Genomic DNA, 23,268 nt, shown 5'->3' on the forward strand with positions numbered 1-23,268 from the left:
GTGGATAAGTTGCAAGCATTGTTGGGCGACCTTCCGGCAGATCGCCCTGTAACGGCAACTCTGCTGAATCAAGAAGAGCGCGAGGGATACCGACTGGAGAGTCTCCTGCTCGACTTGAACGGGATCGAGTCTGTACCCGCTTATGTAGCTACACCCTTACAAGGGAACGGTCCGTTTCCATTGGTCGTTTTTAACCATTCGCATGGAGGCAATTATACGAACGGGCGCAAGGAACTGATCCATAGCAGCTCTTACTTGCAGCAGCCCTCGTTTGCTACTACCCTGACAGACATGGGGTACTGTGTATGCTGCATTGACATGTGGGGTTTCAATGAACGTGGGGGCAAAACCGAGAGCGAGCTGGTAAAGGAAATGCTCTGGCAGGGCCAAGTGCTGTGGGGCATGATGCTGTATGATAACCGTCGCTTGGTGGATTATATGTGCGAGCGTGAAGATATTGATGCTTCCCGTATCGCAACAATCGGTATGTCGATGGGCGGACTCATGGCATGGTGGATGGCTGCGTTAGATGAAAGGATACAGGTGACGGTTGATATTTGTGGACAGGTAGATGCCCATACGCTAATCGCCAAAAGGGGGTTGGATCATCATGGTTTCTATTCCTATGTCCCTGGCTTGTTGAAGCATTTTACCACCTTGGATATTCAAAAGCGGATCGTACCTCGTCCACGGATGAGTATAACAGGTCAAAATGATCGGATGTGTCCTATTGAAGGAGTCGAGCATTTGGCAAAAGGTCTGCTGGAAGCTTACCAGGAAGCAGGTCACCCTGAGCATTGGCAGCCTGTGATTGCGGGCGGTGGACATATGGAGACGTTGGAAATGCGAATGGCGTGGCAGTTATTTTTAGCTGAACACCTGTAAATCAAATGAAAGGATCGGGGTAACCATGCTAGTTGGAAAAGAATCCTTTTGCGATTTCCATACGATTCAGGAGGCGATTGCTGTATTGGAGCAGTCGGATTCCAACGAAATGGAAACGCTAACTATTTTATCAGGTACTTATGAGGAAGAGGTACGAATTTACCGTTCATATCTTCATATTATAGGCGTCGGACAGGTAGAGATTCGAATGGATCGGTATGCCAAGGAGCGGGATGAAGCGGGTGAGGAAATAGGGACCTTTGCGACACCTACTTTATTTTTAGGCGGTAGCCATCTGATCTTGGAAAATCTCACGATTTCCAACACGGCAGGACAGGGAGAAGCCATTGGGCAGGCCGTTGCGGTATACGCTCATTGTGATGAAACGGTCTTTAGAAACTGTACCTTTAAAGGGCACCAGGATACTTTATTTACAGGCCCTCTACCTCCTGCACCGAAAGAACGACTCCAGTTTGGTGGAATTCATTTGAAGGAGCATCATAGGCACTATCGGCAGCTCTACCAGCATTGTTATATAGAGGGGACGGTGGACTTTATTTTTGGTGGGGCTACCGCGTATTTTGAAGATTGCGAGATTCGCAGTTTACGCCATCATGACAACCAAACGAGCTACGTCACAGCCGCCTCTACGCCGCAAGGACAAGCATATGGTTATGTATTCAACCATTGCTACTTAACCGCAGAAGCTGATATTACCCCGGTTTTTTTGGGGCGTCCGTGGCGGGAGTATGCCAAGACCGTATTTGTCAATTGTAAAGTGGGCGATCATATTGACCCACGTGGCTGGGACAATTGGAACAATGTCGCGAACGAGAAAACGGTCTGTTATCAGGAATATAACGGACCCGATGAAGTTGCTACGTTACGTAAGCAGCGTGTTCCGTGGGCGGATTGTTTTGAAACGGGAACAGAAGTATGGAGCAAGGAACAGGTTTTTGATGAAGTCACATTTTGGAAGTAAGGAGAAGTGAGGTCTCATGATGATTCAAAATCCCATATTAAAAGGCTTTAATCCCGATCCGTGTATTACACGAGTCGAGGATACTTACTATATTGTGGTGTCATCGTTTGAGTGGTTGCCTGGAGTACGGGTGTACCAGTCCAAAGATTTGGCCAACTGGGAGCATTGCACAGATATTTTGACCGATCAGGTTGATTTAAGAGGAAACCCGAAAAATTGCAGCATTTGGGCACCGCAGCTTAGCTATGCGGATGACCTTTTTTATCTGCTCTATACGGATGTGAAAAGCACCAAGCGTCCGTTCAAGGACGTCCATAATTTTGTAATGACGGCGCCTACGATCCAAGGACCTTGGTCGGAACCCGTCTATCTTAACAGTAGCGGATTTGATCCGTCTTTATTTCACGATGAGGACGGACGCAAATGGCTGTTGAACGCATTGTGGGATTACCGTATGTTGGAAAGCAATAAATCTTCCGGTATCGTCATGCAGGAGTATGACAGCAAGCAACAACAACTCATTGGCGAGCCTGTCAAAATCTTTGATTGCACTCCTTTGAAGAAAACAGAAGCGCCTCACATCTACAAGCAAAACGGTTATTACTATCTTGTTACAGCGGAAGGCGGAACGGGTACGGGGCATGCCGTTACCGTAGCACGGTCGAAGCAGATATCCGGGCCATATGAAGTAGACCCGCACAACCCCATGCTTACGTCACGTGATCGACTGGATTTCCCGTTACAATGCGCAGGACATGGCAGTCTTGTACAAACTCCGGACGGCGAATGGTACATGGCTCATTTATGCACACGTCCAGTAGAGGGGAAATATGCCATTTTAGGACGGGAAACAGCCTTGCAGCAAGTGTACTGGAATGATGAAGGCTGGCTGCGATTAACCGCCGGGGGCCATACACCTCAATTGGAGGTGCCCGCACCTCGAGGGAAGTTCTCGGTTAAGCAAGAGCAGCAGGGTTATATTTTCGAGGATTTTTTCGAGGGAACCACATTAGATAAAACGTGGAACACATTGCGTATCCTGGCGGATGATAGCTGGTGTTCATTAAGCCAGCGCCCCGGTTATCTTCGGATTCTAGCTGGAGAATCCATTCAAAGTCTGTTCCAGCATCATGTGCTTGCCATTCGGCAAACGGATCATCATTTCCGGGTGGAAACAGCATTGGAGTATCAGCCAACAAGCTATTTGCAAATGGCGGGGCTTCTACTGTACCTTAATGAAGAAGATTATTTGTACGCCTATATTAGCTATGAGGAGGGACAAGGGAAGGTGCTGCGCATGATGCGATGTGAAGCCAACACATTTACCTTAGTTCCCCAAGCGATTACACTTCAGGACGATCTTCCTATACATTTAGCTGTGGAAGTCCATGCATCCCACGGGCAATTTTATTATGGGGTCGGAGACAAACCTGCTTGGAAGCGGCTTTTTGAAATGCAGGATATCAGCTTTTTATCCGGTGGTTTTACAGGGAATTTTGTAGGTATTGCTGCTCATGATATGCAACAATTCCAAGGAAGCTACGCTGATTTTTCTCATTTCTTATATCATGGTAAGGATCATCTTTCCTCATAAAAAACATGATAATGAATATGTTGAAAGCACCTTAATGGGTGCTTTTTTTCGTTGTTTCTGCACTTTATCTTTTCAAATTATAACTTCGCAAAATCTCCAAAAAAGCGGTGCTTGCTTTCATTTCAAATGTCGATGAAGGAGTTAGGAAGGAGAATTTTCGAATGACTGGAAGATTATGAATATCCAGTACTTTTAATGTGCCCAGAGCAAGTTCCTTCTGAATGACCCATTGGGACAGCAAAGAAATCCCCAAGCCTGCTTCTACAGACTCTTTGATGATCTGTGTACTGCCAAAATTCATCATATGAGAAGGGGAAAACCGGAACCGTGCAAACATATTTTCAGCCGCTTCCCGGGTTCCAGAACCTTCTTCCCTCAGAATCCAGATGTCCTCTTGCAGCTCACTTAAATCCACCTGAGATTTACCAGCCAAACGATGATTTTGCGGAACGACGATATACATTCGATCATCAGCAAATGATTCAATGTGTAAATGGTCATGCTGAAATTCTCCTTCGATAATGCCTACATCCAGTTGATTATGGATCATGAGTTTTTCAATTTCCTGAGTGTTACCGATGGTAATCGAGGGCTGAATGAGTGGATACTGGATTCTCATTTGCGCAATCACATGCGGCAACACATATTCGCCATATGTGTAGCTTGCGCCAATCGACAGGTTTCCTTTTGCCGTATGTATCAGCTCGTCCACCAAATATTGCATCCGTGTATGGAGACGGATAATCTCCTGAGCATGATGATACACAATTTCACCTGCTTTGGTTAAGCGCACATATTTATTACTACGCTCCAGGAGGCGGGTCCCTACGCTACGTTCCAGCGTTTGAATATATTGACTTACCGCTGGTTGGGTCATGTGTAACACCTCGGCAGCTCGTGTGAAGTTTTGTTTCTCCGCGACCATAACAAATACGATTAAAGATTGGTCCAAAGCCCATTCCTCCAAATTCATCATATCTATTTACTTATTATCATTATTATAATGATTTATTTTTCTTATGACAAAAAACATATTAAGCTGGATGCATGTAGAATTGGAGGGGTTCACCATGAACAGTCATACACAACACACCAAATTATTTTCGAACAGAGGGCGATTATTCCAGCGTATATTTGGCATTATCCTCACGATGTTATTTGCTTTGACAGGCTACGGCCTGAATGAATTGCCAGGTTTTCATTATGTAGGTCCATTGGCCTGTGCCATGTTTCTCGCTATTCTGTACCGACAGTTGTGGGGATACCCTGAAGCTGTGCGCTCGGGGGTTGAGTTTTCAGCAAAGAAAATACTACGTGGAGCGATTGTGTTATTTGGGCTGAAGCTGAACATGGATGTTGTCATTCATCATGGGTTGGGTTTACTTTTGCGTGATGTGGGCACCGTTGTATTTTCCATCTTTTTTACGGTTTGGCTGGCAAAACGTTTCAAGGCAGATGCTTCGCTTTCGCTTCTTCTTGGTATTGGAACAGGAGTTTGCGGTGCAGCAGCGATTGCAGCGGTTTCTCCCTTGTTAAAATCCAAAGATGAGGATACAGCCATAGGAGTAGGACTCATTGCCTTGGTTGGAACGGTATTTGCCATTTTGTTTACTGTGCTTCGGCCCTGGCTTCCTTTGACGGATATGCAATATGGAATCTGGTCGGGCATCAGTTTACATGAAATTGCACATGTGGCCTTAGCTGCAGCGCCTGCCGGACAGGATGCTCTTGCAATGGGCTTATTAGCTAAACTGGGGCGTGTTTTCTTACTCATACCGCTCAGCTTTGTTTTAATGGTTTGGATGAAACGAACTGGAAAAATTCGTACAGACGCTAAAGTGGAGTTTCCCTGGTTCCTCATCGGCTTTATGGCTACAAGTATTGTGGGCAGCTATGTTTTTGGGAAATATATTGTAGTTCCATCTAGTCTGACGAACGGAATTTCTCAAGTTACCACCTTTATGTTAACAATGGCTATGGTAGGCATGGGGCTGAATGTGAGCTTTAAGGCTTTGCGGGAGAAAGCAATGCTTCCCTTACTGGTACTATCTGTTACCTCGATCATTCTTATAGGGTTAACATTTTTAACAGTGTGAACATGAAGTATTCGTTTGGTGATAAGATTGCTAGTAAACTAGGTTAATAAAACTGAAAAAAGCTCTGCTTGCTGTATAGCTGGCAGAGTTTTTTAGTACTTTTGTATGATAAGACTGAAATATGTACTGAATCAATCGTAACTTTTACCATATGATTCGCGTCTATCAAAATAGAGGTCCTGAGAATCATAGAGTGCAAGAATTTCATAAGCGAAAATATAGAGATTGGTAGGGTACATAATGAAAAAAATTTGTTTATTTGCTTTTTTGTTTCTGTTTCTACTAGCATTTCCAAGAGAAAGTCATGCTGCATCTTCGAGTTCACATCTTCAGTTGGATGGTAAAGATATAAGTGTTGGCAAAGGTGTTCAGATTCAAGAAGTAAAGGGGAATGTACTGGTTCCACTCCGTCTCATTGTAGAGGAATTGGGTTATAGCGTGAATTGGGAGTCCAAGACAGGGACCATAACTATACATAAGCAAAATCTTAACCTCAGTCTTCAGGTCAACAATCCCATAGCCTCTGTCAATGATCATCAAATGGGATTGGCTGTAGCTCCTTTGCTTAAAGAGGGGACGACTTATGTTCCGCTTCGCTTTGTATCGGAACAGACAGGAATGAATGTGACCTGGAACAACGAGCTTAAAACCGTGTTCCTGACGACTCCTCCTACTTCAAGCGGCAATAGCGAGTCCACTCATGATCATCCTGCTACTCCAGCTGTAAGTAATCCTAAAGAGAGTGCGCGCACGGCTATAAACCAAATTAGCTTCGATAATCACCAATTAACTATAACTGTTAATGGAAAAGTAACCCCTAAAGTAACCACGTTGACTCATGCAGACCGTATTGTTGTAGATATACCGGATACAAAGTTTGCTGAGGAATTTCCATCCTCGCAATCATTTAACAATGGTGGACAAGGAAGTTTTCTAGTCACAGATGATCCAGATGTTTCCCAAGTAAGATACTCCATGTTTAGTACAAACCCAGCCTCGGTACGCATCGTGGTCGATCTTAATCAGAGTACACCCTTTCATGTACTCAATGTGGATGATGGTAAGGTGGTTATAGCGTTGGATCAGGAAACAGAGGAGCCATCAACAACCGAGAACGTTATACCTACCATACCTGTTGTACCTGAGATTTCTTCCGATGGACACGCGCAAGGGATTGACGTCTCACACTATAATGGCAATATTGATTGGCAGCAAGTGGCGGCGGCAGGCAAGACATTTGCTTTTATTAAAGCTACAGAGGGCACAAAATATCAAGATAATCAATTTTTAGTAAATGTGCAGGGTGCCAGAGATGCTAACATCCTGGTTGGCGCTTACCACTTTTTGAACGCTACTACTGCGGATGGAGCTCGGCAGGAAGCAGCTAATTTTGCCAGGGCTATAGATTCAGCAGGAGGCAGGCTGGATCTACCCCCTGTGATGGACTATGAAAATAACCCCAAAGGTCTTACTCCTGCACAGATTAGTGAAGTGGCGCATGCTTTTTTGGATGAAATGGAGAGGCTTACCGGGCGTCAGCCGATCGTATACACGGGCAATGTCTTTGCTTCCAAGTTTGATCCTACATTTTCTATGTATAAGCTGTGGGTAGCCCGATACAGCACTACGCAAAAGCCGACCGCAGTCCCAGCTTGGAATAGCTGGTGGGCTTGGCAGTACAGTAGCACAGGCAGTGTTCCGGGTATTCAAGGCCAAGTCGATTTGGATGAATACAACGGAACGATAGATGAACTCCGGGCTTCACTGGCAGGAGAGCTTGATTAGCATAATCAACGTTATAATCAATCCTCGCGAATCCGGAACAGGATTTGCGAGGATTTTTAATGTCTAAATTGTTTAGTTGGGCATAATCCATACGATTTCGCTGATTCGAACAAAGAATTTTTTTCCGTATACATCTAAAATGACATGATCAGGCTTACAGTCCACTACACATCCATCAATTCTGCCACGTGTTGTCTCAAGTACAACGTACTTGCCGATCACCGATTTTAATGTTTCTACGACGTACGGATCTACAGGGTGTACCACGACGTGGTGAGAGGTAGGATGGTGGGGGAAAGGTTGATTAACGTTGTAATTGAGCATTTGATTTGAATTCAATTGCTTCACTCCTTCAAGATTAGTTGTGTTATCCTATGCTCCTGCCTAGGAAAGGTGTAGGCTAATGCCCATCAGCAAAAACATTCATAACATTGCCGAAAAGCCCGGTCCGTAGGAAAGCTCAATACATAAGCTATGTTGTACCTTGAATTGAAGGAGGCAATGACCATGAGTGAATGTGAAAGAGGTTGTGGTGGCGGTTCAGTAGGGGGCTACCCAGGAGTATGGACATCGACAGGAGCTATTCTGGTACTGTTCATTCTGCTCGTTATCATTACGAAGTCTTTATGGGTTTAAATTGAACTGAGTAGCTTAACCCCCCATCGGTATATAACCGATGGGGGGTTAAGTGTTTTAGAGGATGAAACGTATGTAAAACACCTCAAATAACAGCGTACAAGCCCTACACAAACTGTGCCGGGCTGGGTAGCTGTCATTTGAGTTACATTGGCATCTATAGACAGGAACGGACAATGGATCAGGATTAAATTAACGCAATCGCCAGCAGGGTGAACAGGCTCAAAGTTAAGATTTGATTCCCATACCCGTAGCCAGGATAAAAGGCAGACGTTTGTACACGTCCGTTCTGTTCTGTTTTTAAGTACACATTATTACGATCCACATCCATAATGGTTCCTTCGTACTGTTTTCCGTCAATGGTGAGAATACGCACCTTTTTATTCATGCAGTTCAAACAGTTGTAGTAAGCGTCCATTCCATCACCCCCTCTTATACATTGGCATTTTATGAGAGGGACGGTCTTATGGTAACGGCGAACATACAGGGAAAAGGTATTCTCTCCAACTTAAGACCTGACTAGAGTTAGCCTATTCTTGATAGGGATTAAAAGAGAAGCCGGGATATCCGTTAGTATAGGCGTAATCTCTTTGGGGGACGGCTTGATGGTGTGATGAAGCATCAGCAAGCCTTACATGTATCCCTGGTTTTCGAGGGGGCTGCTGCTTGCAGTCATTGGGAGGACCGATGATGACAGGTTTTTTAATAGGGGCGAGCGCTTCTTGAACCTTATTCTCATCCAGGCAGTAAGTATGAGCCAGAATGTTATTTGGCGTTAGGCGCAAAATGTCAGATCCCAGTATGAATTCAGGGGTCGGGGCATCAAACATCGTCAACAAATGAGTGTTATCCATCGTGGCGACCAGATAATGCCACCATCCTTGAGGGACGTTAGCCACTTGGCCAGGTGTGATCGGAAAATGTCGTAATTCGCGGGTAAAGGGGTTAATCAGTGACACGGTTACTGCTCCAGAGATGCAGTAGACCAGTTCTGTGGCATTTTGGTGATAGTGAGGCTCCACAACATTAGCAGTGCTGAGGCGAATATCCAGCAGCGATACATTTGCCAATGTATTCAGCTGCTGGATCGACAGCTCGTTGATCGAATTTTGAGCATCCTTCTGAAACAAAACATTGTCGCTTAAATCATAGGTGAATTGTACAGTAGGAGAGGTGTAATCCATATATGAATTCACGCGTCGTTTCCAGCCTTTCTGTTAATCAAGATTTGATGATCGTACGCTACCCTATGCATACGCCCATATATGTGTGCGCGCAAATGTGATTTGAATTAGTAGAAATCAGGCTCCGATCCCGGGCAAGTTGAAGCGAAAAATAGCGAAAAAAGTCACGTATTCAAGTGTGGTCAGTACATGATCCATTGCTTTTAATACACGTCATCCCTTTAGGGATGGCGTTTTATTTGCTTGGGTAGTCTTAGGACCAGAGCCGGATGATACGTAAATGCGGCTTGTGGTATACTGCAACGGACGTGTGAAAGCATGATTGTCCCATTCCGTATGTAGCCACGCGTCATTTCTGCAGCTAGGCATAAGTTATGTCATAAGAAACATCATCGGATAAACGTCCCTGAGTTGTACAGGCCGGAATGGTTGCACCGGACAGAACATGAAAGAGGAGGTTGTCTGGAATATGAAAAAATTATCTATTTTAATCCTGTCCTGCGCATGTATGTTAGGTACTGTATTGTCAGTCGCACCAGGACAAGCACAAGCACAAACGTCAGCTTTGAAGAAAGGGATTCAAAGCGAACGGGTGCTGGAGCTTCAACAGCAGCTTCATTCGCTCGGTTATTTCAAGGCTGGGTTTACTGGGTACTATGGTTCTCTGACCAGTAAAGCGGTGGCTCGTTTTCAACGAGATAACGGTCTGACACCTGATGGAGTAGCCGGAGCGGCAACACAAGCCAAGCTGAAATCCTTCGGAAAGGTACGCGTAACCGCGCTGGATCAACTGGCTCGTATCATTTATTCTGAGGCGCGCGGAGAATCGTTTGAAGGCCAAGTGGCTGTTGGCGCTGTCGTATTAAACCGTGTGCAGTCCGGCGAGTTTCCAAGCTCGATCCCGGACGTTATTTTGCAGCCTGGCCAATTCACCGCTGTACAGGATGGTCAATACCGCCTGAAACCAAACAAGACGGCATACCGTGCAGCCAGGCAGGCACTTAATGGTGCTGATCCGACTAATGGGTCCTTGTTTTATTACAACCCGGCCATTGCCACAGCCAAATGGAGTAAAAGTCGCCCGGCTGTCATCTCACTCGGTCGCCATACGTTTACGAATTAATTGCACATGAGAATACGCAAATTTCCAGCCGTCAGTTGCTTCTTCTAGGAGCAGTGACGGTTTTTTATATTCATAAATTTGTAATATTTTAGTGGTGATTTATCTGATTTAATATTAAAAATTCTACCTATTATTCCGATACTCTTAATAGACAAAAAAATGAAATCAAAGGAGTCTTTCTAAATGAGTCAACATCCTTACACTATCGAAGTAGATCAAGCCATGAAAACGGTACATATGGCGGTGAATGGAGTTTTTAGCCAGGAGGAGTATGATAGCTTTGTAAAAGATTATGTAGCCAAAACTTCATCCATTCAGGCGTCCAGCTTTACACTCAAGGTAGATTGTACCCAGATGGCACTTTTGGGTCCGGGAGAAGTGGAAAAATTGAAGGGCTCATTTGTACGTTATAAAGAAACTGGATTTACCAAAGTAATCTTTGGCATCAGTCTTCAACAAACCATTATTAAAATGCAGCTTGGTCGAGTAGCACGTGAAGCAGGATTAAACAACGTAGATATTGTCGTACAATAATGCGCTGACGTATGTGTAAGGGGGAAACCTGATGAGCCATATCAAAATAAAAGCACTGGGTGTGTACCATCCGCCCCATTCGTTGGGTAACGAATATTATGTTCGCCATTTTGACGAGCGGGGCAAAGATATTCGACGCTTCATGGAGCATATGGGTAGAAAACAGCGTTATATCATTGATGATCCGAACGAAAACGGCCTAACCATGGGAATTGCAGCTGCGCAAAAAGCTCTGGAACAGGCCGGTATGACAGGCCGTGATGTGGATATGATCGTGTTCTCCACTCAAGTTCCTGAGTCACTGTTTCCAATGAATGCTTTGTTTGTTCACCAGGCGATTGGGGCGAGACATGATGTGGCCGTGATGGATTCCAACGCGAATTGTGCAGGGATGACAGTCGCTGTCGATCAAGCCAGTCGGTCGATGCTATCTAATCCTGACGTGCGGACAGCGCTTATTATCGGTTCAGATTATAATTCACTCATTTCCGGTCCAGAGGATGAGATTACTTATGCGAACTATGGAGATGCTGCATGTGCGGCTATTTTGGAGCGTACAGAAGAAGACACCGGTTTTATAGATTCAATGTATTTTACGGACCCAGTCAATATAGATAAAATTTTGTACCCGGCTCAGGGGTTAGCGGCAACACTCCAAAGGAATGCTCCCGGAAAATATATTCAGTGGCTTCCGTTTGATGCCAATATGGCCTTGCCTCCTACATTTGATCTGCTTGAACGCATTTTAAAAAAGAATGGGCTGACGCCTCAGGATGTACGGGCTTATTGTCTGTCTCAGTTCTCGTTAGCAAATGTATTGAAGATTCAGGATCACTTGGAGCTAGAGGATGCCCAAATGATTTATGTGGGTGATCGATATGGTTACACAGGTACCAGTAGCCCGTTCATTGCGCTATATGAAGGTATTGAATCGGGTCGTATCCGGCGCGGTGATTATGTGCTGTTCTGGACGATTGGAGCTGGATATCAGCTGGTTGCTATGTTGTTTAAATATTAGTTATGCGAAGACCTTGCAGCTGTAAGGTCTTTTTTGTGTGTCACACAATGACAATTGTAATGATTTGGTTGTGCTGTGTTTGATTATTTTGTAAAATTTAAACATTGAATTAAAAGGGAGAGCTTATATTGCGGGAATCGGATAGCATGACAATTATGACGGAAAACATGGCACACAATTCATAATAGGAGCTGAAGAGTCATTAAGATCGAAAATTTATTTTATGGGGAACGAATAAAATTGGCCGCAGTCAGGGAAGAAGATGCCGAAGTGATGTTCAAATGGGGTGAGGATGCGAAGTATCTGCGAAATGTAGATACGGATTTGGCGCTCCCCTACACGTTGAAACAGATGGAGTCAGAAGGATCTCCCCGCTCTAACGAGGTCTATTTTCGATTAAGAACATTGGCAGATGATGTCTTGATCGGATTTGTTGCTATCCACGGGATTGAGTGGAATAATCGCAGCGGACAGCTGGCAATAGGTATAGGTAATACGGACTACCGCGGCAAGGGCTTTGGGGCAGAAGCGGTACGGCTCATTCTTCGTTATGCGTTTTATGAGCTCAATTTGAATCGGGTCGGCTTGGATGTGATTGAGTACAATACACAAGCGATCCGAACTTATGAGAAGGTGGGGTTCCAGCTTGAGGGTAGAGTTCGTTCCGCTGTTCTTCGTGATGGTAACAGTTATGATCGTATCATGATGGGTATCCTGTATTCTGAATGGAGCTCGACTGTTCAAATATAATAGATACACAATTTGTTCATAAAATATTCCATAATAAGCCTTTTAATAATGTGAAAAGAGGTTTATAGTTAAAGGGTCACATGCCCAAATCATTATTAATTTGAGTATGAGTCAAAGCTGAGGAGGAATTTACATGGCAAACGTTGTAAGGTCCGTTACTTCACCCAAGAAATTTATTTCTGGACAAAATCTACTCTCGTCGTTAAATGACTATATTAAGGATTATGGCGATAAAGCCTTTGTCATTTGTGATGAGTTCATACTTGAAAGGGCCCAAAAGGAGGCAGGTGCTTCGATTGAAGCAGCTGGTAACCAGGTGGTCTTCGAGAAATTTCAATATGAATGTACAAAAGAAGAGATTGATCGTAACCGCGAATTGGTGCGTAAACATGGTTCGAACATTATCATAGGGATTGGCGGGGGAAAAACATTGGATACCGCCAAGGCAACGGCTTATTATGAAAAGCTGCCTGTTGTTATTTTCCCAACAATTGCTTCTACAGATGCTCCTTGTACCGCGCTTGCGGTTATATACAAAAAAGATGGCTCTTTTGATGAATATCTGTTCCTGCCTACTAATCCAGACGTTGTACTGGCGGATACAGGCATCCTGGCAGCAGCGCCTGCACGTTTCTTTGCAGCTGGAATCGGTGATGCACTGGCCACTTATTTTGAAGCTCGTGCCTGCTATCAGGCCAATGGAGATAACCTGGTTCTGAACAAGCCTTCCACTACAGGGCTGGGACTTGCTCGTCTTTGTTATGATACGTTGCTGGAAAATGCTGTGAAGGCCAAACGTGCTGTGGATCGTAAAGTATATACTCGTGCGGTTGAGGATACGATTGAAGCTACTATTTATCTGAGCGGTGTTGGTGCAGAATCAGGTGGATTGGCAGCAGCACATGCCATTCATAATGGCATGACGGCTGTTCCTTCGCTCCATAAAGCACAGCATGGTGAGAAAGTTACATTCGGTTTGTTAACCCAGCTAGTGCTGGAAAATGCACCGAAAGAGGAACTGGAAACCGTGATTAAACTGGTGAAGGATGTAGGCCTTCCGTTGACGCTTCGTGACTTGGGTGTAGAGGAATTTGTTGAGGCTGAATGGCGCCAAGTGGCTGAAGCTGCTTGTGCATCGAATGATACAATGGTCAACATGCCGTTCCCGGTTAGTCCTGCTGACGTGTACAATGCAATCATTGCAGCGAATGCAATAGCAGAATCCTATCAAGAATAGTTTCTTCCTAAATCACGAAAATGGGTTTACAAAAACGGGTCTGTCACATCACTGGCAGACCCGTTTCGTTTACGTGCACTAACATGTGAAACGAAAGAAGGGTACCAGGGACTTATATCCTATCTTGTTCTGACCGATATACATGTAACAGGGAAATTAGGTTGGTTACACAGCAGGAGGAGATTTGATGTTGGTGCATGGTAAAACACGTAGGGGTAACTTGTACATCCATATGTCCAGCGGTTTTCACAAAATTGGAGATTATCGGGAAGAATATTCTGTAGCACCGGGTGATCGGCTGATGTCTAGACTGTCCAAGCGGATCTACACCATTGTATCCGTACATCTTGGTGAAGAGGCGTATGCCGATATTGATCTAGAAGAGGTTATCAGAAATAGTTAGAGAGCTTTATTTGGATTTAGTATAAAAAAGCTTCCACTTTGCTCTTAGAGCGAAGTGAAAGCTTTTTTCTTTCAGCGGAGGGACTCATGAAGAAGGTCTCGTGTGATGATATTATTTTGGTTCATAAAATGTCTGATTGCTGCTTGTGAATTGGTTGCAGACAGCTCCTTTCCCCATGTCATGGCATAGGCCCAGGCTGGCTGGTTTTGCAGCACCTTCGCACTCGGCAGAATATCACTTTCTCCGATTCCCATAGGCTTGCCCTGCGCAAGCTTTAGCAATTCAGTGTAATAGGAGGATTTATAATCATTATTATAGATATCAGCTGCAAGAATATCTACCCGGTTAATACCTGGGAAGGATAGATTATAGGGAGTGCTATATGCGTTTGGGGCATTGGGACTCCACACCCACAACAGGTTATCCAGATGATGGACATGAGTGAACCGATCATACATTAGATTCCACAACTTAGCGTAATTTTGCTTGTTCCCCCACCAAAACCAGTTGCCGTTCATCTCATGATAGGGTCTCCATAAAACAGGTACATCCGCGTCTCGTAAAGTCTTAAGGGACAGAGCCACCTCATCCAGATCGGCGATCAGTTGTTTATATTGCGGGGTACCCGGCGTGATGTAACGATTAAATTCAGCTTGAGTTATTTTTGCTTGTACATTTTTCCACGTTTTGGGTGTGCCCGGTAGCGCCTGATGGAAGGTAATAGCTACGATTCCGCCGTCCTGACTCCATTGGATAGCACTATTCACAACATGCTGACGTTGCTCTTGTAGGGCCGTACGAGACTGATTAGCTAATCCTCCAAACTCATAGCCGTGAAGTCCTGCGTATTGTCCGCTGATTTGTTGTAGCTTGTTATTTTGTTCATCCGGTGCCTCTAAGTAATCATGCTGCCCGGAAATTAGCATATCATCCGGTACATTAGATAGGTAGGTGAGTAATTGCTTAGCTTTGGCAGAGGCCTGAACATTAATTGGCGGGGCGGCATCGGCAACAATGAATGATTGCTGAGAACCGCTGAAGAGTAAAACAAGCATTAGCAGTAGCACCCTCTGTAACCAAAAGCGTGTTGAGTGAGATTTCATGGCGCTCCTCCTTTGATGCATGGTAATGGGATTAGTATTTTTCTTTTTGCTTTCTAAGCTGTATATAGGCACTAATAATAATCACCAGCAGACTAATCATGGCCCATCCATTGAATTCCTGTGAGTGTGTCCAGTTGTCCCATACAAGGAAGCCTAAAATTACAACGAGCAAACTCATTGTGAGATACATTTTGGTTTGTGCTGGACGTTGGGTGCGTTTTGAAATCCAATGTATGATGCCGAAAACGATGGCTGCCTGAAATAAAAATATACCCATTATCATTAAACTTGCTATAAAGATTGGGGACATCGGTATCCTCCTCCTGGGTTTACAAACAGAATATGCAGGTTGTAACAGGAATGTGGATTCTTGGATGTGAATTTAATTGCAAGTTGAGTAAACAATTGAGCGCTGGTTACGATCTTGAACAAGTTGACTAAATTATACCATAACTACCGTCCTGCAATGAAAGACGTCTAAATACCCACTCTACCCTGATTCGACATCAGACTTTATATTCAGCGAAATATTGACATAAGGGGGTACACTTCACATATATGAAGATGCAATCAGAAATATGTGGTAAGTATATACATAAAAGCACCGCGAAATCGACGGAAAAGTTTGGTAAGATTAAAGTGGATTGAAAAGGAGGTACTCTTATGAATGAAGAAAACAGACCATTCTCTAGATCAGCAGATGCTCAAGGAGCCAAAGCGAACTTTGATGCCAATCAGCGGAAGCTTCACTCCGAGGGAGTGCCTAGCTTATGGCGTCAGGTCAGCAACCTGCTGATTCTAGTTGGCGTGATTGCATTGATTATCATTTTAGCTCGAGTGCTCTAATTGAGATATCCAAAAAAACGAAAAGAATTTGAAGAATTAGGGATGTGAAATGGTGTTAAAAGCAGCTTTACTTTTTATATTAGCTGGCATCGCTGAAATTGGAGGAGGATATTTGATTTGGCAGTGGCTGCGTGAAGGGAAGACATGGTATGTCGGACTTTGCGGCGGAGTAATTTTGGCTGTGTATGGAATCATCGCTACCTTTCAGGTTTTTTCCTCCTTTGGACGTGTATATGCAGCATACGGAGGTGTCTTTATCGTTCTTTCCATCGCATGGGGCTGGTGGATTGATAAAAAGACACCCGACTTGTACGATTTCATTGGTGGATTGATTTGTTTGGTCGGTATAGCTGTAATCCTGTTTCCGCGATCAGGGTGATAGGACGAAAAACCCTTTTTTATTTTCGAAAACATGACTATAGGTCTAAAAAAATAAGCTTCATATTCCGAAATAGAACTTAAGGAGGGGGTTCTATGAACTGGAATCAAATGAAGCTTAGATTGAAATTTGGCAGTACTATGCCGAAGAATGAAGGTAATTTCTCTTTTGGTATCATGTGTGGACTCTTAATCAGCATCGTGCTGTGGATATCGATCATTGGCTGGATTATGCTGATCTTTAAGTGATTTTACGAAATCACTGTACATATCAAAATAAATAAAATTAAGGGCTGCTCACAAACCTGTGTCCTATTACCCATGCTTTATTTTGTGAAATCGTTACGTAACTTATCTATCCCGCGACCTATGGCTTCATCAATCATATCGGTAGCAGCAGGTGTATCTGCATCGGTGTCAGGAATGCGATTAAATCCTGGCTCGCGCTTGTCGAGGGATTGTTTATGTTCGATTTGATCGTCAGTACGATTTTTTTCAGAGTTATTATCTCTCATAGCACATCACAGCTCCTTTTATTAGGTACATTCAGCTTCTATACTTTACATAAACGCTTGTGCTCCAGACTAAACGTTGATAAAAATAAAACCGGGAGGAAGTAAATCCCGCCCGGCACTTCCCAAACAACTAGCGATGCTCAATCAGATCAATCGCTCCCAGAACAACATGAGCCAGTCCGAAACCGAGAATGCCTGTAGCTGCAAGTTTGTACTTACTGCTCAGCAACACAGCGCCTGAAGCCGATACTACCGTTCCAAGAACAGCTGGAATCATACCTTCACGCATTCGTAACACCCCTTCTGGTAGTTTGGAAAGACGTTTATTAGTGTGATTCAAATGTGCACAAGTTATACAAAAAGAGAAATTTATTATTTTTTAAAAAAAACACTTTACAATTCGATAAAATTATCGTATTATATGTTGGTGCCCAATTGAACGACATTTACATAACGAGAACACTTCTTAATCAGATGCATGTTTCTCAGATACTTGTAAGACAAGTAAGTGTAAAGATTAGCGTTCCTAAATTTATGCCGGGGTGGCGGAATTGGCAGACGCACAGGACTTAAAATCCTGCGGTAGGTGACTACCGTACCGGTTCGATCCCGGTCCTCGGCACTATCGTTTTTCTCTTGAATCCCTTGATTATCAAGGGATTTTTTATTTTTAGTGATTGAAATCATGACTTCCATATCACAGGGAGCGAGCGCCTTTTTCGCTCTTGGGAACGGATTGGGGACGAACTTTTGGATCGAAGACATCGAGGTGTGCTGTTGTTTTACGACTAATCTTTTTGGTGAAATGAGCATGGGTGTATGAAGTCACTTGAGATGTAGAATGTCGCAATCGATGCTGAATCTCCTTGATAGGATGCTCCCTAGCCAATGGCAATGTGGGCTGAAGGCGGTGTAGGTGTCGATATCGGATACATAACTCCGAGTGATATTAGATAAGTATGCTGATTGAACAAAAGTAAGATTTATCGTGAAATAAAAGCGAAGACTCAACCAGTATAATAGCTGGTATGAGTCCTTTTTTATATCCAATAAAAAATAAATATGCAAATATATAGATTATATTTATAGATCAGCAAGTTTATGTTTAGACACAGTTCCTCAATTAAATTATTCTTAGTCTATTAAACATATTGGAAGATTACCTTAATGAAGAAAGCATGTATAACGATTTTGTTTTTAGTTCTTTTATCCCTTCCCTTATCGAATGCTTTTGCAGCCGAGGCAGAGTATTCAGAAAATTTAATTCCAAATATGACCTCTAACACTTTGCCATCTGGTGTGGCAAGCGCAAGTAATGAATTTTCATCCGCAAATAGAGCTTTCGACGGAGATTTTGCTACTATTTCTAGCGCGTGGGGTTCAAATGTAAATACAGCATGGTTAAGATATGACTTTCCTACTCCTGTGGTTATAGGTCAGTATGTTATATATCAACAAACTACGGCAAGTGATCGAGCCCCTAAAGATTGGACTTTCGAAGGCTCCAATGATGGGGTTACTTGGAACGTTCTAGACACTCAGTCAAATATCACTGGATGGGTAGATAGCACTCCCAAAAAATTCACTTTTTCTAATTCTAATTCATACAAGGATTATAGAGTTAATATAAGAGCCAACAATGGAAATCAAATTTTAGCTATTGGTGAACTAGAGATGATGTCTAAAGTATCGAGCTCTACTCCTAATCCAGGAACAGAGGACCCGGACCAAACTTCAAGCGGGGATCATGCTATTCTAGTAGTCACCATGACAACAGGCTTGGAGAAAGAATTCGATTTGAGTATGAAAGAGGTCAATGACTTTATTGCATGGTACGAAGGCAAACAGGCTGGTTCTGGATCAGCATCCTATGCAAATAAATAAACACGATAACAATAAAGGCCCATTCAGCAACCGTAAGGATTATATGCTATATGATCGCATTCTGACGTTTGAAGTAAGTGAATACTCGAAATAAAAGCAAATCCCCGCTAACCTTTAATTGGTCAGTGGGGATTTACATTTTTATCTCTTCTTAGCCCGATACCATGGTATAACTGCTGTATTAAAACTTTGTTTCGAATCACTTTAATTAATGCTTTACTCTATTCATATGTTATCATATCTGTTTACACAGATGATGAAGTCCCCTTATTTTCGTTATTTTTAACTTTTCTTGTTTTCTTAGTTCTCCGTCTAAGAATGACAAACATATAAACTGTAGCAATCAACAATGACTTTATATAGAAAACGTCATGTAATTGTTGAGAGTAGAAAGCTAGAACAGCAATAAACATAAGGACGGAAACAATTATTTGTACTGCAGGATGATAAACAAACTTTATAAATTTACTATGTTCATTACTTTTTTGAAGATCAATTACTAAATATACTACGAAAATAGGAGTAGTAAATAAAACTCTTTTAATTATATCTACTATTGTTTGTGAATTAAGTGTAGTAAATATAAGATACGACAAAGTAAGTACAATAAAAGTAATAAAAGAAGTATTGGAATTACTTAATTTTAAAAATCCTACCAACCATCGCACTAATACCTTGAAAGGATAAACAATTAGAAGCGAAAAAATCCAAGTAAGTAAATTCCAAAAAACGTCTGATGTAACGATCATATATAATCTCCAATAAATCCGCATCGGCTACGGTATTTGCTTTTTCATCTGTAATGTATGTATCGGTATTTTCCGTCATTTCCTTTACAGCAGACATAGGAGCTGGATTGCTGTCAAAGAAGGACAACTAAATTTTATGGGCTGATAAATCTAATTGCGAGATATTGTCATAATAGAGGACTGGAGTGCGGACAGAGTAGACCTATTAGCGATGCGAATAAGTATTTCACAGAATATTAAACCCCCGGATTGCTCCGGGGTTGTTTTTTATCTGATCGTATATTCGTAAACTTTATCCTGAATCTTTATCTCTGCTTTTAATGGCTTATCACTTTTAGCCACCTCATTGGGGATCTCTGAAAGATAGTACAGTGTTCCCGTTTTAAGTGGGTCTACGCTAGTTATGTTGGTGTAAGTAAAGTCTTCACCACCACGTTCCTCAATAGTACTGAATGTATCATAATCATATTTGTTATCAAATTTTAGGTTTACTTCCGCTATTTTATCCGCTTTAATACCTTCTGCCCCAAGATTTTTGGCTTTAATGAATATAGCAAAGAAGGTGGAGTCTGTTTCTTTGGATTCGTATAGTGTGTGGAAGTCTCCCGGTTTAGAGGGTTCGATTTTTTTCGAAATCTTATTTCCCGTTACTGTTATATCAGCGAAATCTTGTATTGTAACTGTCTCGCCCTTTTTAATAGGTGTAACCGTATCTTCTTGCTTTTGTTCCACTGGTGCTGCTGGTGCGGCAGTATTCGTTGGCGTAGTAGCTGGTTTAGTGTCATTTGTTGTGGCAGTTTGTTTAGGCGAGCAAGCTGCAAGCGTTAGAAACGCGGCAGCCACCAATATACCTATTACAATTTTCATATTATCCCCCTGATTTTTTATTTTCGTATAGTCTATCAGACCTAGGAATATTTTTCTAGGACAAAAGTTTTGGATTCGGCATACAAAAAGCCTTGTCTAGAACGTATGTTCGGAATATGATTTCTACATAACACATCAGGAGGCTGTATACATGGGAAAGAAACTTGAGGGCAATGGATTATGGGAAAGCAGTCGGATAATCATCCCTGAACATAAGGAAGCATTGCCTGAAGCTTATGAAAGATCGCCAACGGCGTGGTAAGCCTGAACTTGATGATCAAGAAGTGCAGCTAATTGAGCAGGCGATCATAGTCTCTTACAACACACGTCAACCTATATCGATAGTGTTTTTTAGCCCGTTCGATGACGAAGAACTCACAGGTGTAATCACGTCTATAAATACTGCTCGCAGGGAAGTGAAAATGTTTCGTGGCGAGGATGATTTTAGTTGGAACAAGTTGGAGGATATCATTTCAGCAAGTATCTAGCAAAAATCTAAGGGGAGTAAATATTCTACTGACGTTATCCAACAAACAAGAAATATTTTCAACCGCCTTACCTACGACATTTCAAGTCGAAGTCTTTCTAGGAGCATTTGACGCTAGTGTTTTAGCTGATTAACTAAAAAAGCAGATCCTCATATCGCAATCGAAGACTTCCTGATGATGATGCGTTACACCCGCATCAAGTTAAAGAAAGAGGCTTACAAAGTGGTACAAGACTATTACGGAGAAGCTCACTTTTACAGAAAAAGCCTGATGAGCTACAACGACATCGCGCTGGGCCAAGGTAACTTTTTCTTCGCTAGCGGTCCATTCGTTGTGCGAAAAATGGACCGCTGGCGAAGAAAGGTATCAATTTAGGTTAATGAAACAATTCTATAGGCTCTTGCTTGTCGTGGCTGGAAAATTAACAAAAGAGGCAGGGGGATCCGTGCCTTCGGCGTTTTATAATTCTACGTCTGTGAAAAGCGGAGTGGACAAATAACGCTCACCTGTATCAGGTAATATGACCACGATCATCTTGCCTTTGTTTTCTGGAAGTTTCGCAATTTGTGTTGCTGCACAAACCGCAGCCCCAGAAGAAATACCAACAAGCAGCCCTTCTGTTTTGGCAAGCAGGCGTGCAGTTTCAAACGCATCTTCGTTTTTAACTTTGAAAACCTCATCCACATATTCTTCATTAAAGTTATTTGGAATGAAACCAGCACCGAGTCCTTGTAGTTGATGTGAACCTGGAGTACCGCCAGACAGCACTGGTGAATCGAACGGTTCGACGGCTATCACTTTTACAGAAGGTTTTCGTTCCTTCAATACTTGGCCAACGCCTGAAATAGTTCCACCTGTACCTACGCCTGCGATAAAAATATCTACACCGCCGTCTGTATCCTGCCAGATTTCCTCCGCTGTAGTTTTGCGATGAATTTCTGGATTGGCAGGATTGCTGAATTGCTGTGGTATGAAAGAGTTCGGTATTTCGGCAGCCAAGAGCTCAGCACGCTTGATAGCGCCTCTCATCCCCTCGGATCCCGGTGTTAACACAAGCTCAGCACCGAACGCAGTCAAAAGCTTACGACGTTCGATACTAAACGTTTCAGGAAGTGTAATTATAAGTTTATATCCAAGAGACGCAGCTGCAAATGCAAGTCCGATTCCAGTATTTCCACTTGTCGGCTCGATAATAACGGAGTCTTTATTGATTAAGCCCTTCTCCTCAGCGTCTTTAATCATAGCATATCCAATGCGGTCCTTAACGCTACCAGCCGGATTAAAATATTCCAACTTTGCTACCACGCTTGCCTCAATATTTTGGATTTGGCTGTAGTTCAGCAGTGCTAACAAAGGAGTATTCCCAATTAATTCTGTCAACTTTTGGTGAATTTTAGTCAAAATTATCCCTCCAAACAATTTATTCATATCTACTTGCTATGACATAGATATTATCACGAAGTTTTCTTCATAACCATGTCCTGTTAATTCATAGTACGGAGCGGGAACGAATGGAGACAGTCTAAGCCTAAAGTTACTACTCATAAAAAGTAGTTCAAGCTTATTCAGAACCAAGAGAGTCATTAAGAATGTATACCGTGTATCATTTTTTTTATTTCGGAATAATTATCACGTTTCATAATAAACAAGCTTTTTCCTAGGATGCGTCGGAGGATAGAAATTAGATTACAGTGTACAATAAACGATAGTGGCATGAGGTAAGACAACACATACGGCAAAAGATACTACCCGCTAACCTAGTGGTCGGCGGATAATGATTTTGTATTTAGTAGAAGGCAAAAAGAGCAGTAAGGAATTAATCCCTTCTGCTCTTTTTATTGGGAACAGACTGTAGTATTTTGTGTAGAATACAGTCCAAATGAGAACATATACGAACACACAAAAGCCTTGAGGATGCTGGATTTTGGAACTTTATTCCAGTACAGTATATTGAAAACTCATGTTTTAAAATCCTGCGGTAGGTGACTACCGTACCGGTTCGATCCCGGTCCTCGGCATTCTTGAATTACCATGGACACATCAAAGTTAAATGAACGAAAATAATGAGAGATCTTGTAGCTGCAGTGGAGCATTCAGCAGGTACGCAGGATCAACAAAAAACGTCTCACCGTTAACTGGTCAAGACCCCATTTTATAGACACTAAAAAAAGACCCTAGGCTATAAGCTGCTTCCGATACTCTTTCGGAGGC

At 42.8% G+C, this 23,268-nt stretch carries 26 protein-coding genes, 1 tRNA gene and 2 pseudogenes; 18 read left to right on the forward strand and 11 right to left on the reverse strand.

Annotated elements, in window-relative coordinates:
- Genes ACL9RM_RS11690 through ACL9RM_RS11700 form a run of 3 tightly spaced genes read left to right on the forward strand, consistent with a single transcriptional unit; the run spans window position 1 to window position 3,461 of the window.
- A complete protein-coding gene (locus ACL9RM_RS11690; RefSeq protein WP_250268815.1) occupies window positions 1-885 on the forward strand; it encodes a dienelactone hydrolase family protein in 885 nt (294 codons plus the stop codon).
- 25 nt (window positions 886-910) lie between these two features.
- Window positions 911-1,867, forward strand: coding sequence for a pectinesterase family protein (locus tag ACL9RM_RS11695; protein WP_069289966.1), 957 nt, complete (start codon window positions 911-913; stop codon window positions 1,865-1,867).
- A 16-nt stretch (window positions 1,868-1,883) separates the two neighbouring features.
- Window positions 1,884-3,461, forward strand: coding sequence for a glycoside hydrolase family 43 protein (locus ACL9RM_RS11700; protein ID WP_250268814.1), 1,578 nt, complete (start codon window positions 1,884-1,886; stop codon window positions 3,459-3,461).
- Between the two features lie 64 nt (window positions 3,462-3,525).
- Here the strand turns inward: ACL9RM_RS11700 and ACL9RM_RS11705 are convergent, their stop codons facing one another.
- On the reverse strand, window positions 3,526-4,413 hold the full coding sequence (locus ACL9RM_RS11705; RefSeq protein ID WP_061828484.1) for a LysR family transcriptional regulator: 888 nt from the start codon (window positions 4,411-4,413) through the stop codon (window positions 3,526-3,528).
- Window positions 4,414-4,531: 118 nt separating this feature from the next.
- Here ACL9RM_RS11705 and ACL9RM_RS11710 point away from each other — a divergent pair, with 118 nt between their 5' ends.
- Window positions 4,532-5,557 carry a YeiH family protein gene (locus tag ACL9RM_RS11710; protein ID WP_061828483.1) on the forward strand — a complete coding sequence of 342 codons (1,026 nt, stop codon included), beginning with the start codon at window positions 4,532-4,534 and terminating at the stop codon, window positions 5,555-5,557.
- A 240-nt stretch (window positions 5,558-5,797) separates the two neighbouring features.
- On the forward strand, window positions 5,798-7,342 hold the full coding sequence (locus ACL9RM_RS11715; RefSeq protein WP_322161181.1) for a GH25 family lysozyme: 1,545 nt from the start codon (window positions 5,798-5,800) through the stop codon (window positions 7,340-7,342).
- 72 nt (window positions 7,343-7,414) lie between these two features.
- On the opposite strand, the gene ACL9RM_RS11720 is transcribed toward ACL9RM_RS11715, so the two are convergent.
- Window positions 7,415-7,681, reverse strand: coding sequence for a DUF2642 domain-containing protein (locus tag ACL9RM_RS11720; protein WP_025719729.1), 267 nt, complete (start codon window positions 7,679-7,681; stop codon window positions 7,415-7,417).
- 168 nt (window positions 7,682-7,849) lie between these two features.
- Here ACL9RM_RS11720 and ACL9RM_RS11725 point away from each other — a divergent pair, with 168 nt between their 5' ends.
- Window positions 7,850-7,978 (forward strand): hypothetical protein, encoded by a 129-nt coding sequence (locus ACL9RM_RS11725; protein ID WP_013371969.1) that lies wholly within the window; start codon window positions 7,850-7,852, stop codon window positions 7,976-7,978.
- 187 nt (window positions 7,979-8,165) lie between these two features.
- Here ACL9RM_RS11725 and ACL9RM_RS11730 read toward each other — a convergent pair whose 3' ends face one another.
- Both ACL9RM_RS11730 and ACL9RM_RS11735 read right to left on the reverse strand, forming a co-directional pair.
- Window positions 8,166-8,396: a hypothetical protein gene (locus ACL9RM_RS11730; protein WP_250268812.1), complete on the reverse strand. Its 231-nt coding sequence runs from the start codon at window positions 8,394-8,396 to the stop codon at window positions 8,166-8,168.
- A 112-nt stretch (window positions 8,397-8,508) separates the two neighbouring features.
- Window positions 8,509-9,174 (reverse strand): cupin domain-containing protein, encoded by a 666-nt coding sequence (locus ACL9RM_RS11735; RefSeq protein ID WP_069289961.1) that lies wholly within the window; start codon window positions 9,172-9,174, stop codon window positions 8,509-8,511.
- 457 nt (window positions 9,175-9,631) lie between these two features.
- Here ACL9RM_RS11735 and ACL9RM_RS11740 point away from each other — a divergent pair, with 457 nt between their 5' ends.
- From ACL9RM_RS11740 to ACL9RM_RS11765, 6 genes are all read left to right on the forward strand, one after another.
- Complete coding sequence (locus tag ACL9RM_RS11740; RefSeq protein ID WP_250260962.1) at window positions 9,632-10,285, forward strand: cell wall hydrolase; 654 nt, start codon at window positions 9,632-9,634, stop codon at window positions 10,283-10,285.
- A 183-nt stretch (window positions 10,286-10,468) separates the two neighbouring features.
- A complete protein-coding gene (locus tag ACL9RM_RS11745; RefSeq protein ID WP_013311042.1) occupies window positions 10,469-10,819 on the forward strand; it encodes a hypothetical protein in 351 nt (116 codons plus the stop codon).
- A 31-nt stretch (window positions 10,820-10,850) separates the two neighbouring features.
- Window positions 10,851-11,837: a ketoacyl-ACP synthase III gene (locus tag ACL9RM_RS11750; RefSeq protein WP_250268811.1), complete on the forward strand. Its 987-nt coding sequence runs from the start codon at window positions 10,851-10,853 to the stop codon at window positions 11,835-11,837.
- Between the two features lie 201 nt (window positions 11,838-12,038).
- Entirely contained in the window at window positions 12,039-12,587 is a 549-nt protein-coding gene (locus tag ACL9RM_RS11755) for a GNAT family N-acetyltransferase (RefSeq protein WP_322161243.1), read from the forward strand.
- A gap of 133 nt (window positions 12,588-12,720) precedes the next feature.
- Window positions 12,721-13,824: a glycerol dehydrogenase gene (locus tag ACL9RM_RS11760; RefSeq protein WP_023989402.1), complete on the forward strand. Its 1,104-nt coding sequence runs from the start codon at window positions 12,721-12,723 to the stop codon at window positions 13,822-13,824.
- A gap of 187 nt (window positions 13,825-14,011) precedes the next feature.
- On the forward strand, window positions 14,012-14,227 hold the full coding sequence (locus ACL9RM_RS11765) for a hypothetical protein (RefSeq protein WP_013311038.1): 216 nt from the start codon (window positions 14,012-14,014) through the stop codon (window positions 14,225-14,227).
- Window positions 14,228-14,298: 71 nt separating this feature from the next.
- On the opposite strand, the gene ACL9RM_RS11770 is transcribed toward ACL9RM_RS11765, so the two are convergent.
- Both ACL9RM_RS11770 and ACL9RM_RS11775 read right to left on the reverse strand, forming a co-directional pair.
- Window positions 14,299-15,330, reverse strand: a complete 1,032-nt coding sequence (locus tag ACL9RM_RS11770) for a glycosyl hydrolase (RefSeq protein ID WP_039272214.1) — start codon at window positions 15,328-15,330, stop codon at window positions 14,299-14,301.
- 31 nt (window positions 15,331-15,361) lie between these two features.
- Window positions 15,362-15,640 (reverse strand): hypothetical protein, encoded by a 279-nt coding sequence (locus tag ACL9RM_RS11775; RefSeq protein WP_039272213.1) that lies wholly within the window; start codon window positions 15,638-15,640, stop codon window positions 15,362-15,364.
- A 353-nt stretch (window positions 15,641-15,993) separates the two neighbouring features.
- Here ACL9RM_RS11775 and ACL9RM_RS11780 point away from each other — a divergent pair, with 353 nt between their 5' ends.
- From ACL9RM_RS11780 to ACL9RM_RS11790, 3 genes are all read left to right on the forward strand, one after another.
- Entirely contained in the window at window positions 15,994-16,176 is a 183-nt protein-coding gene (locus tag ACL9RM_RS11780; protein WP_039272212.1) for a hypothetical protein, read from the forward strand.
- Window positions 16,177-16,228: 52 nt separating this feature from the next.
- Window positions 16,229-16,555: a YnfA family protein gene (locus tag ACL9RM_RS11785; protein ID WP_023989398.1), complete on the forward strand. Its 327-nt coding sequence runs from the start codon at window positions 16,229-16,231 to the stop codon at window positions 16,553-16,555.
- A gap of 95 nt (window positions 16,556-16,650) precedes the next feature.
- On the forward strand, window positions 16,651-16,803 hold the full coding sequence (locus tag ACL9RM_RS11790) for a hypothetical protein (protein WP_165149143.1): 153 nt from the start codon (window positions 16,651-16,653) through the stop codon (window positions 16,801-16,803).
- A 77-nt stretch (window positions 16,804-16,880) separates the two neighbouring features.
- Here ACL9RM_RS11790 and ACL9RM_RS11795 read toward each other — a convergent pair whose 3' ends face one another.
- Together ACL9RM_RS11795 and ACL9RM_RS11800 are read right to left on the reverse strand one after the other, a co-directional pair.
- Window positions 16,881-17,069, reverse strand: coding sequence for a hypothetical protein (locus tag ACL9RM_RS11795; RefSeq protein ID WP_023989396.1), 189 nt, complete (start codon window positions 17,067-17,069; stop codon window positions 16,881-16,883).
- 130 nt (window positions 17,070-17,199) lie between these two features.
- Entirely contained in the window at window positions 17,200-17,358 is a 159-nt protein-coding gene (locus ACL9RM_RS11800) for a hypothetical protein (protein ID WP_013311032.1), read from the reverse strand.
- A gap of 247 nt (window positions 17,359-17,605) precedes the next feature.
- Between ACL9RM_RS11800 and ACL9RM_RS11805 the strand changes: the two genes are divergently transcribed.
- Window positions 17,606-17,691, forward strand: a tRNA-Leu gene (locus ACL9RM_RS11805).
- Window positions 17,692-18,326: 635 nt separating this feature from the next.
- Window positions 18,327-19,047: pseudogene (locus tag ACL9RM_RS11810) on the forward strand (discoidin domain-containing protein); the annotation flags it as partial.
- 539 nt (window positions 19,048-19,586) lie between these two features.
- Here the strand turns inward: ACL9RM_RS11810 and ACL9RM_RS11815 are convergent.
- Both ACL9RM_RS11815 and ACL9RM_RS11820 read right to left on the reverse strand, forming a co-directional pair.
- On the reverse strand, window positions 19,587-19,799 hold the full coding sequence (locus ACL9RM_RS11815; RefSeq protein ID WP_422759367.1) for a hypothetical protein: 213 nt from the start codon (window positions 19,797-19,799) through the stop codon (window positions 19,587-19,589).
- Between the two features lie 170 nt (window positions 19,800-19,969).
- Window positions 19,970-20,569: a YgdI/YgdR family lipoprotein gene (locus tag ACL9RM_RS11820; RefSeq protein WP_250268810.1), complete on the reverse strand. Its 600-nt coding sequence runs from the start codon at window positions 20,567-20,569 to the stop codon at window positions 19,970-19,972.
- A 151-nt stretch (window positions 20,570-20,720) separates the two neighbouring features.
- Between ACL9RM_RS11820 and ACL9RM_RS11825 the strand changes: the two are divergent.
- Window positions 20,721-21,057 (forward strand): annotated as a pseudogene (locus ACL9RM_RS11825) (YolD-like family protein).
- Window positions 21,058-21,516: 459 nt separating this feature from the next.
- Here ACL9RM_RS11825 and cysK read toward each other — a convergent pair.
- Window positions 21,517-22,458, reverse strand: coding sequence for a cysteine synthase A (gene cysK, locus ACL9RM_RS11830; protein WP_323873172.1), 942 nt, complete (start codon window positions 22,456-22,458; stop codon window positions 21,517-21,519).
- Between the last annotated feature and the right edge of the window lie 810 nt (window positions 22,459-23,268).

The sequence above is a fragment of the Paenibacillus sp. S29 genome (assembly GCF_049319765.1).
GTDB lineage: Bacteria > Bacillota > Bacilli > Paenibacillales > Paenibacillaceae > Paenibacillus > Paenibacillus polymyxa_B.

Coding starts and splice junctions, on each gene's coding strand:
- ACL9RM_RS11765 (WP_013311038.1), top strand. CDS start 14,012: ATGTTGGTGCATGGTAAAACACGTAGGGGTAACTTGTACATCCATATG.
- ACL9RM_RS11770 (WP_039272214.1), bottom strand. CDS start 15,330: ATGAAATCTCACTCAACACGCTTTTGGTTACAGAGGGTGCTACTGCTA.
- ACL9RM_RS11745 (WP_013311042.1), top strand. CDS start 10,469: ATGAGTCAACATCCTTACACTATCGAAGTAGATCAAGCCATGAAAACG.
- ACL9RM_RS11795 (WP_023989396.1), bottom strand. CDS start 17,069: ATGAGAGATAATAACTCTGAAAAAAATCGTACTGACGATCAAATCGAA.
- ACL9RM_RS11790 (WP_165149143.1), top strand. CDS start 16,651: ATGAACTGGAATCAAATGAAGCTTAGATTGAAATTTGGCAGTACTATG.
- ACL9RM_RS11715 (WP_322161181.1), top strand. CDS start 5,798: ATGAAAAAAATTTGTTTATTTGCTTTTTTGTTTCTGTTTCTACTAGCA.
- ACL9RM_RS11710 (WP_061828483.1), top strand. CDS start 4,532: ATGAACAGTCATACACAACACACCAAATTATTTTCGAACAGAGGGCGA.
- ACL9RM_RS11815 (WP_422759367.1), bottom strand. CDS start 19,799: ATGTCTGCTGTAAAGGAAATGACGGAAAATACCGATACATACATTACA.
- ACL9RM_RS11740 (WP_250260962.1), top strand. CDS start 9,632: ATGAAAAAATTATCTATTTTAATCCTGTCCTGCGCATGTATGTTAGGT.
- ACL9RM_RS11800 (WP_013311032.1), bottom strand. CDS start 17,358: ATGCGTGAAGGTATGATTCCAGCTGTTCTTGGAACGGTAGTATCGGCT.
- ACL9RM_RS11730 (WP_250268812.1), bottom strand. CDS start 8,396: ATGGACGCTTACTACAACTGTTTGAACTGCATGAATAAAAAGGTGCGT.
- ACL9RM_RS11820 (WP_250268810.1), bottom strand. CDS start 20,569: ATGAAAATTGTAATAGGTATATTGGTGGCTGCCGCGTTTCTAACGCTT.
- ACL9RM_RS11760 (WP_023989402.1), top strand. CDS start 12,721: ATGGCAAACGTTGTAAGGTCCGTTACTTCACCCAAGAAATTTATTTCT.
- ACL9RM_RS11750 (WP_250268811.1), top strand. CDS start 10,851: ATGAGCCATATCAAAATAAAAGCACTGGGTGTGTACCATCCGCCCCAT.
- ACL9RM_RS11700 (WP_250268814.1), top strand. CDS start 1,884: ATGATGATTCAAAATCCCATATTAAAAGGCTTTAATCCCGATCCGTGT.
- ACL9RM_RS11695 (WP_069289966.1), top strand. CDS start 911: ATGCTAGTTGGAAAAGAATCCTTTTGCGATTTCCATACGATTCAGGAG.
- ACL9RM_RS11725 (WP_013371969.1), top strand. CDS start 7,850: ATGAGTGAATGTGAAAGAGGTTGTGGTGGCGGTTCAGTAGGGGGCTAC.
- ACL9RM_RS11780 (WP_039272212.1), top strand. CDS start 15,994: ATGAATGAAGAAAACAGACCATTCTCTAGATCAGCAGATGCTCAAGGA.
- ACL9RM_RS11775 (WP_039272213.1), bottom strand. CDS start 15,640: ATGTCCCCAATCTTTATAGCAAGTTTAATGATAATGGGTATATTTTTA.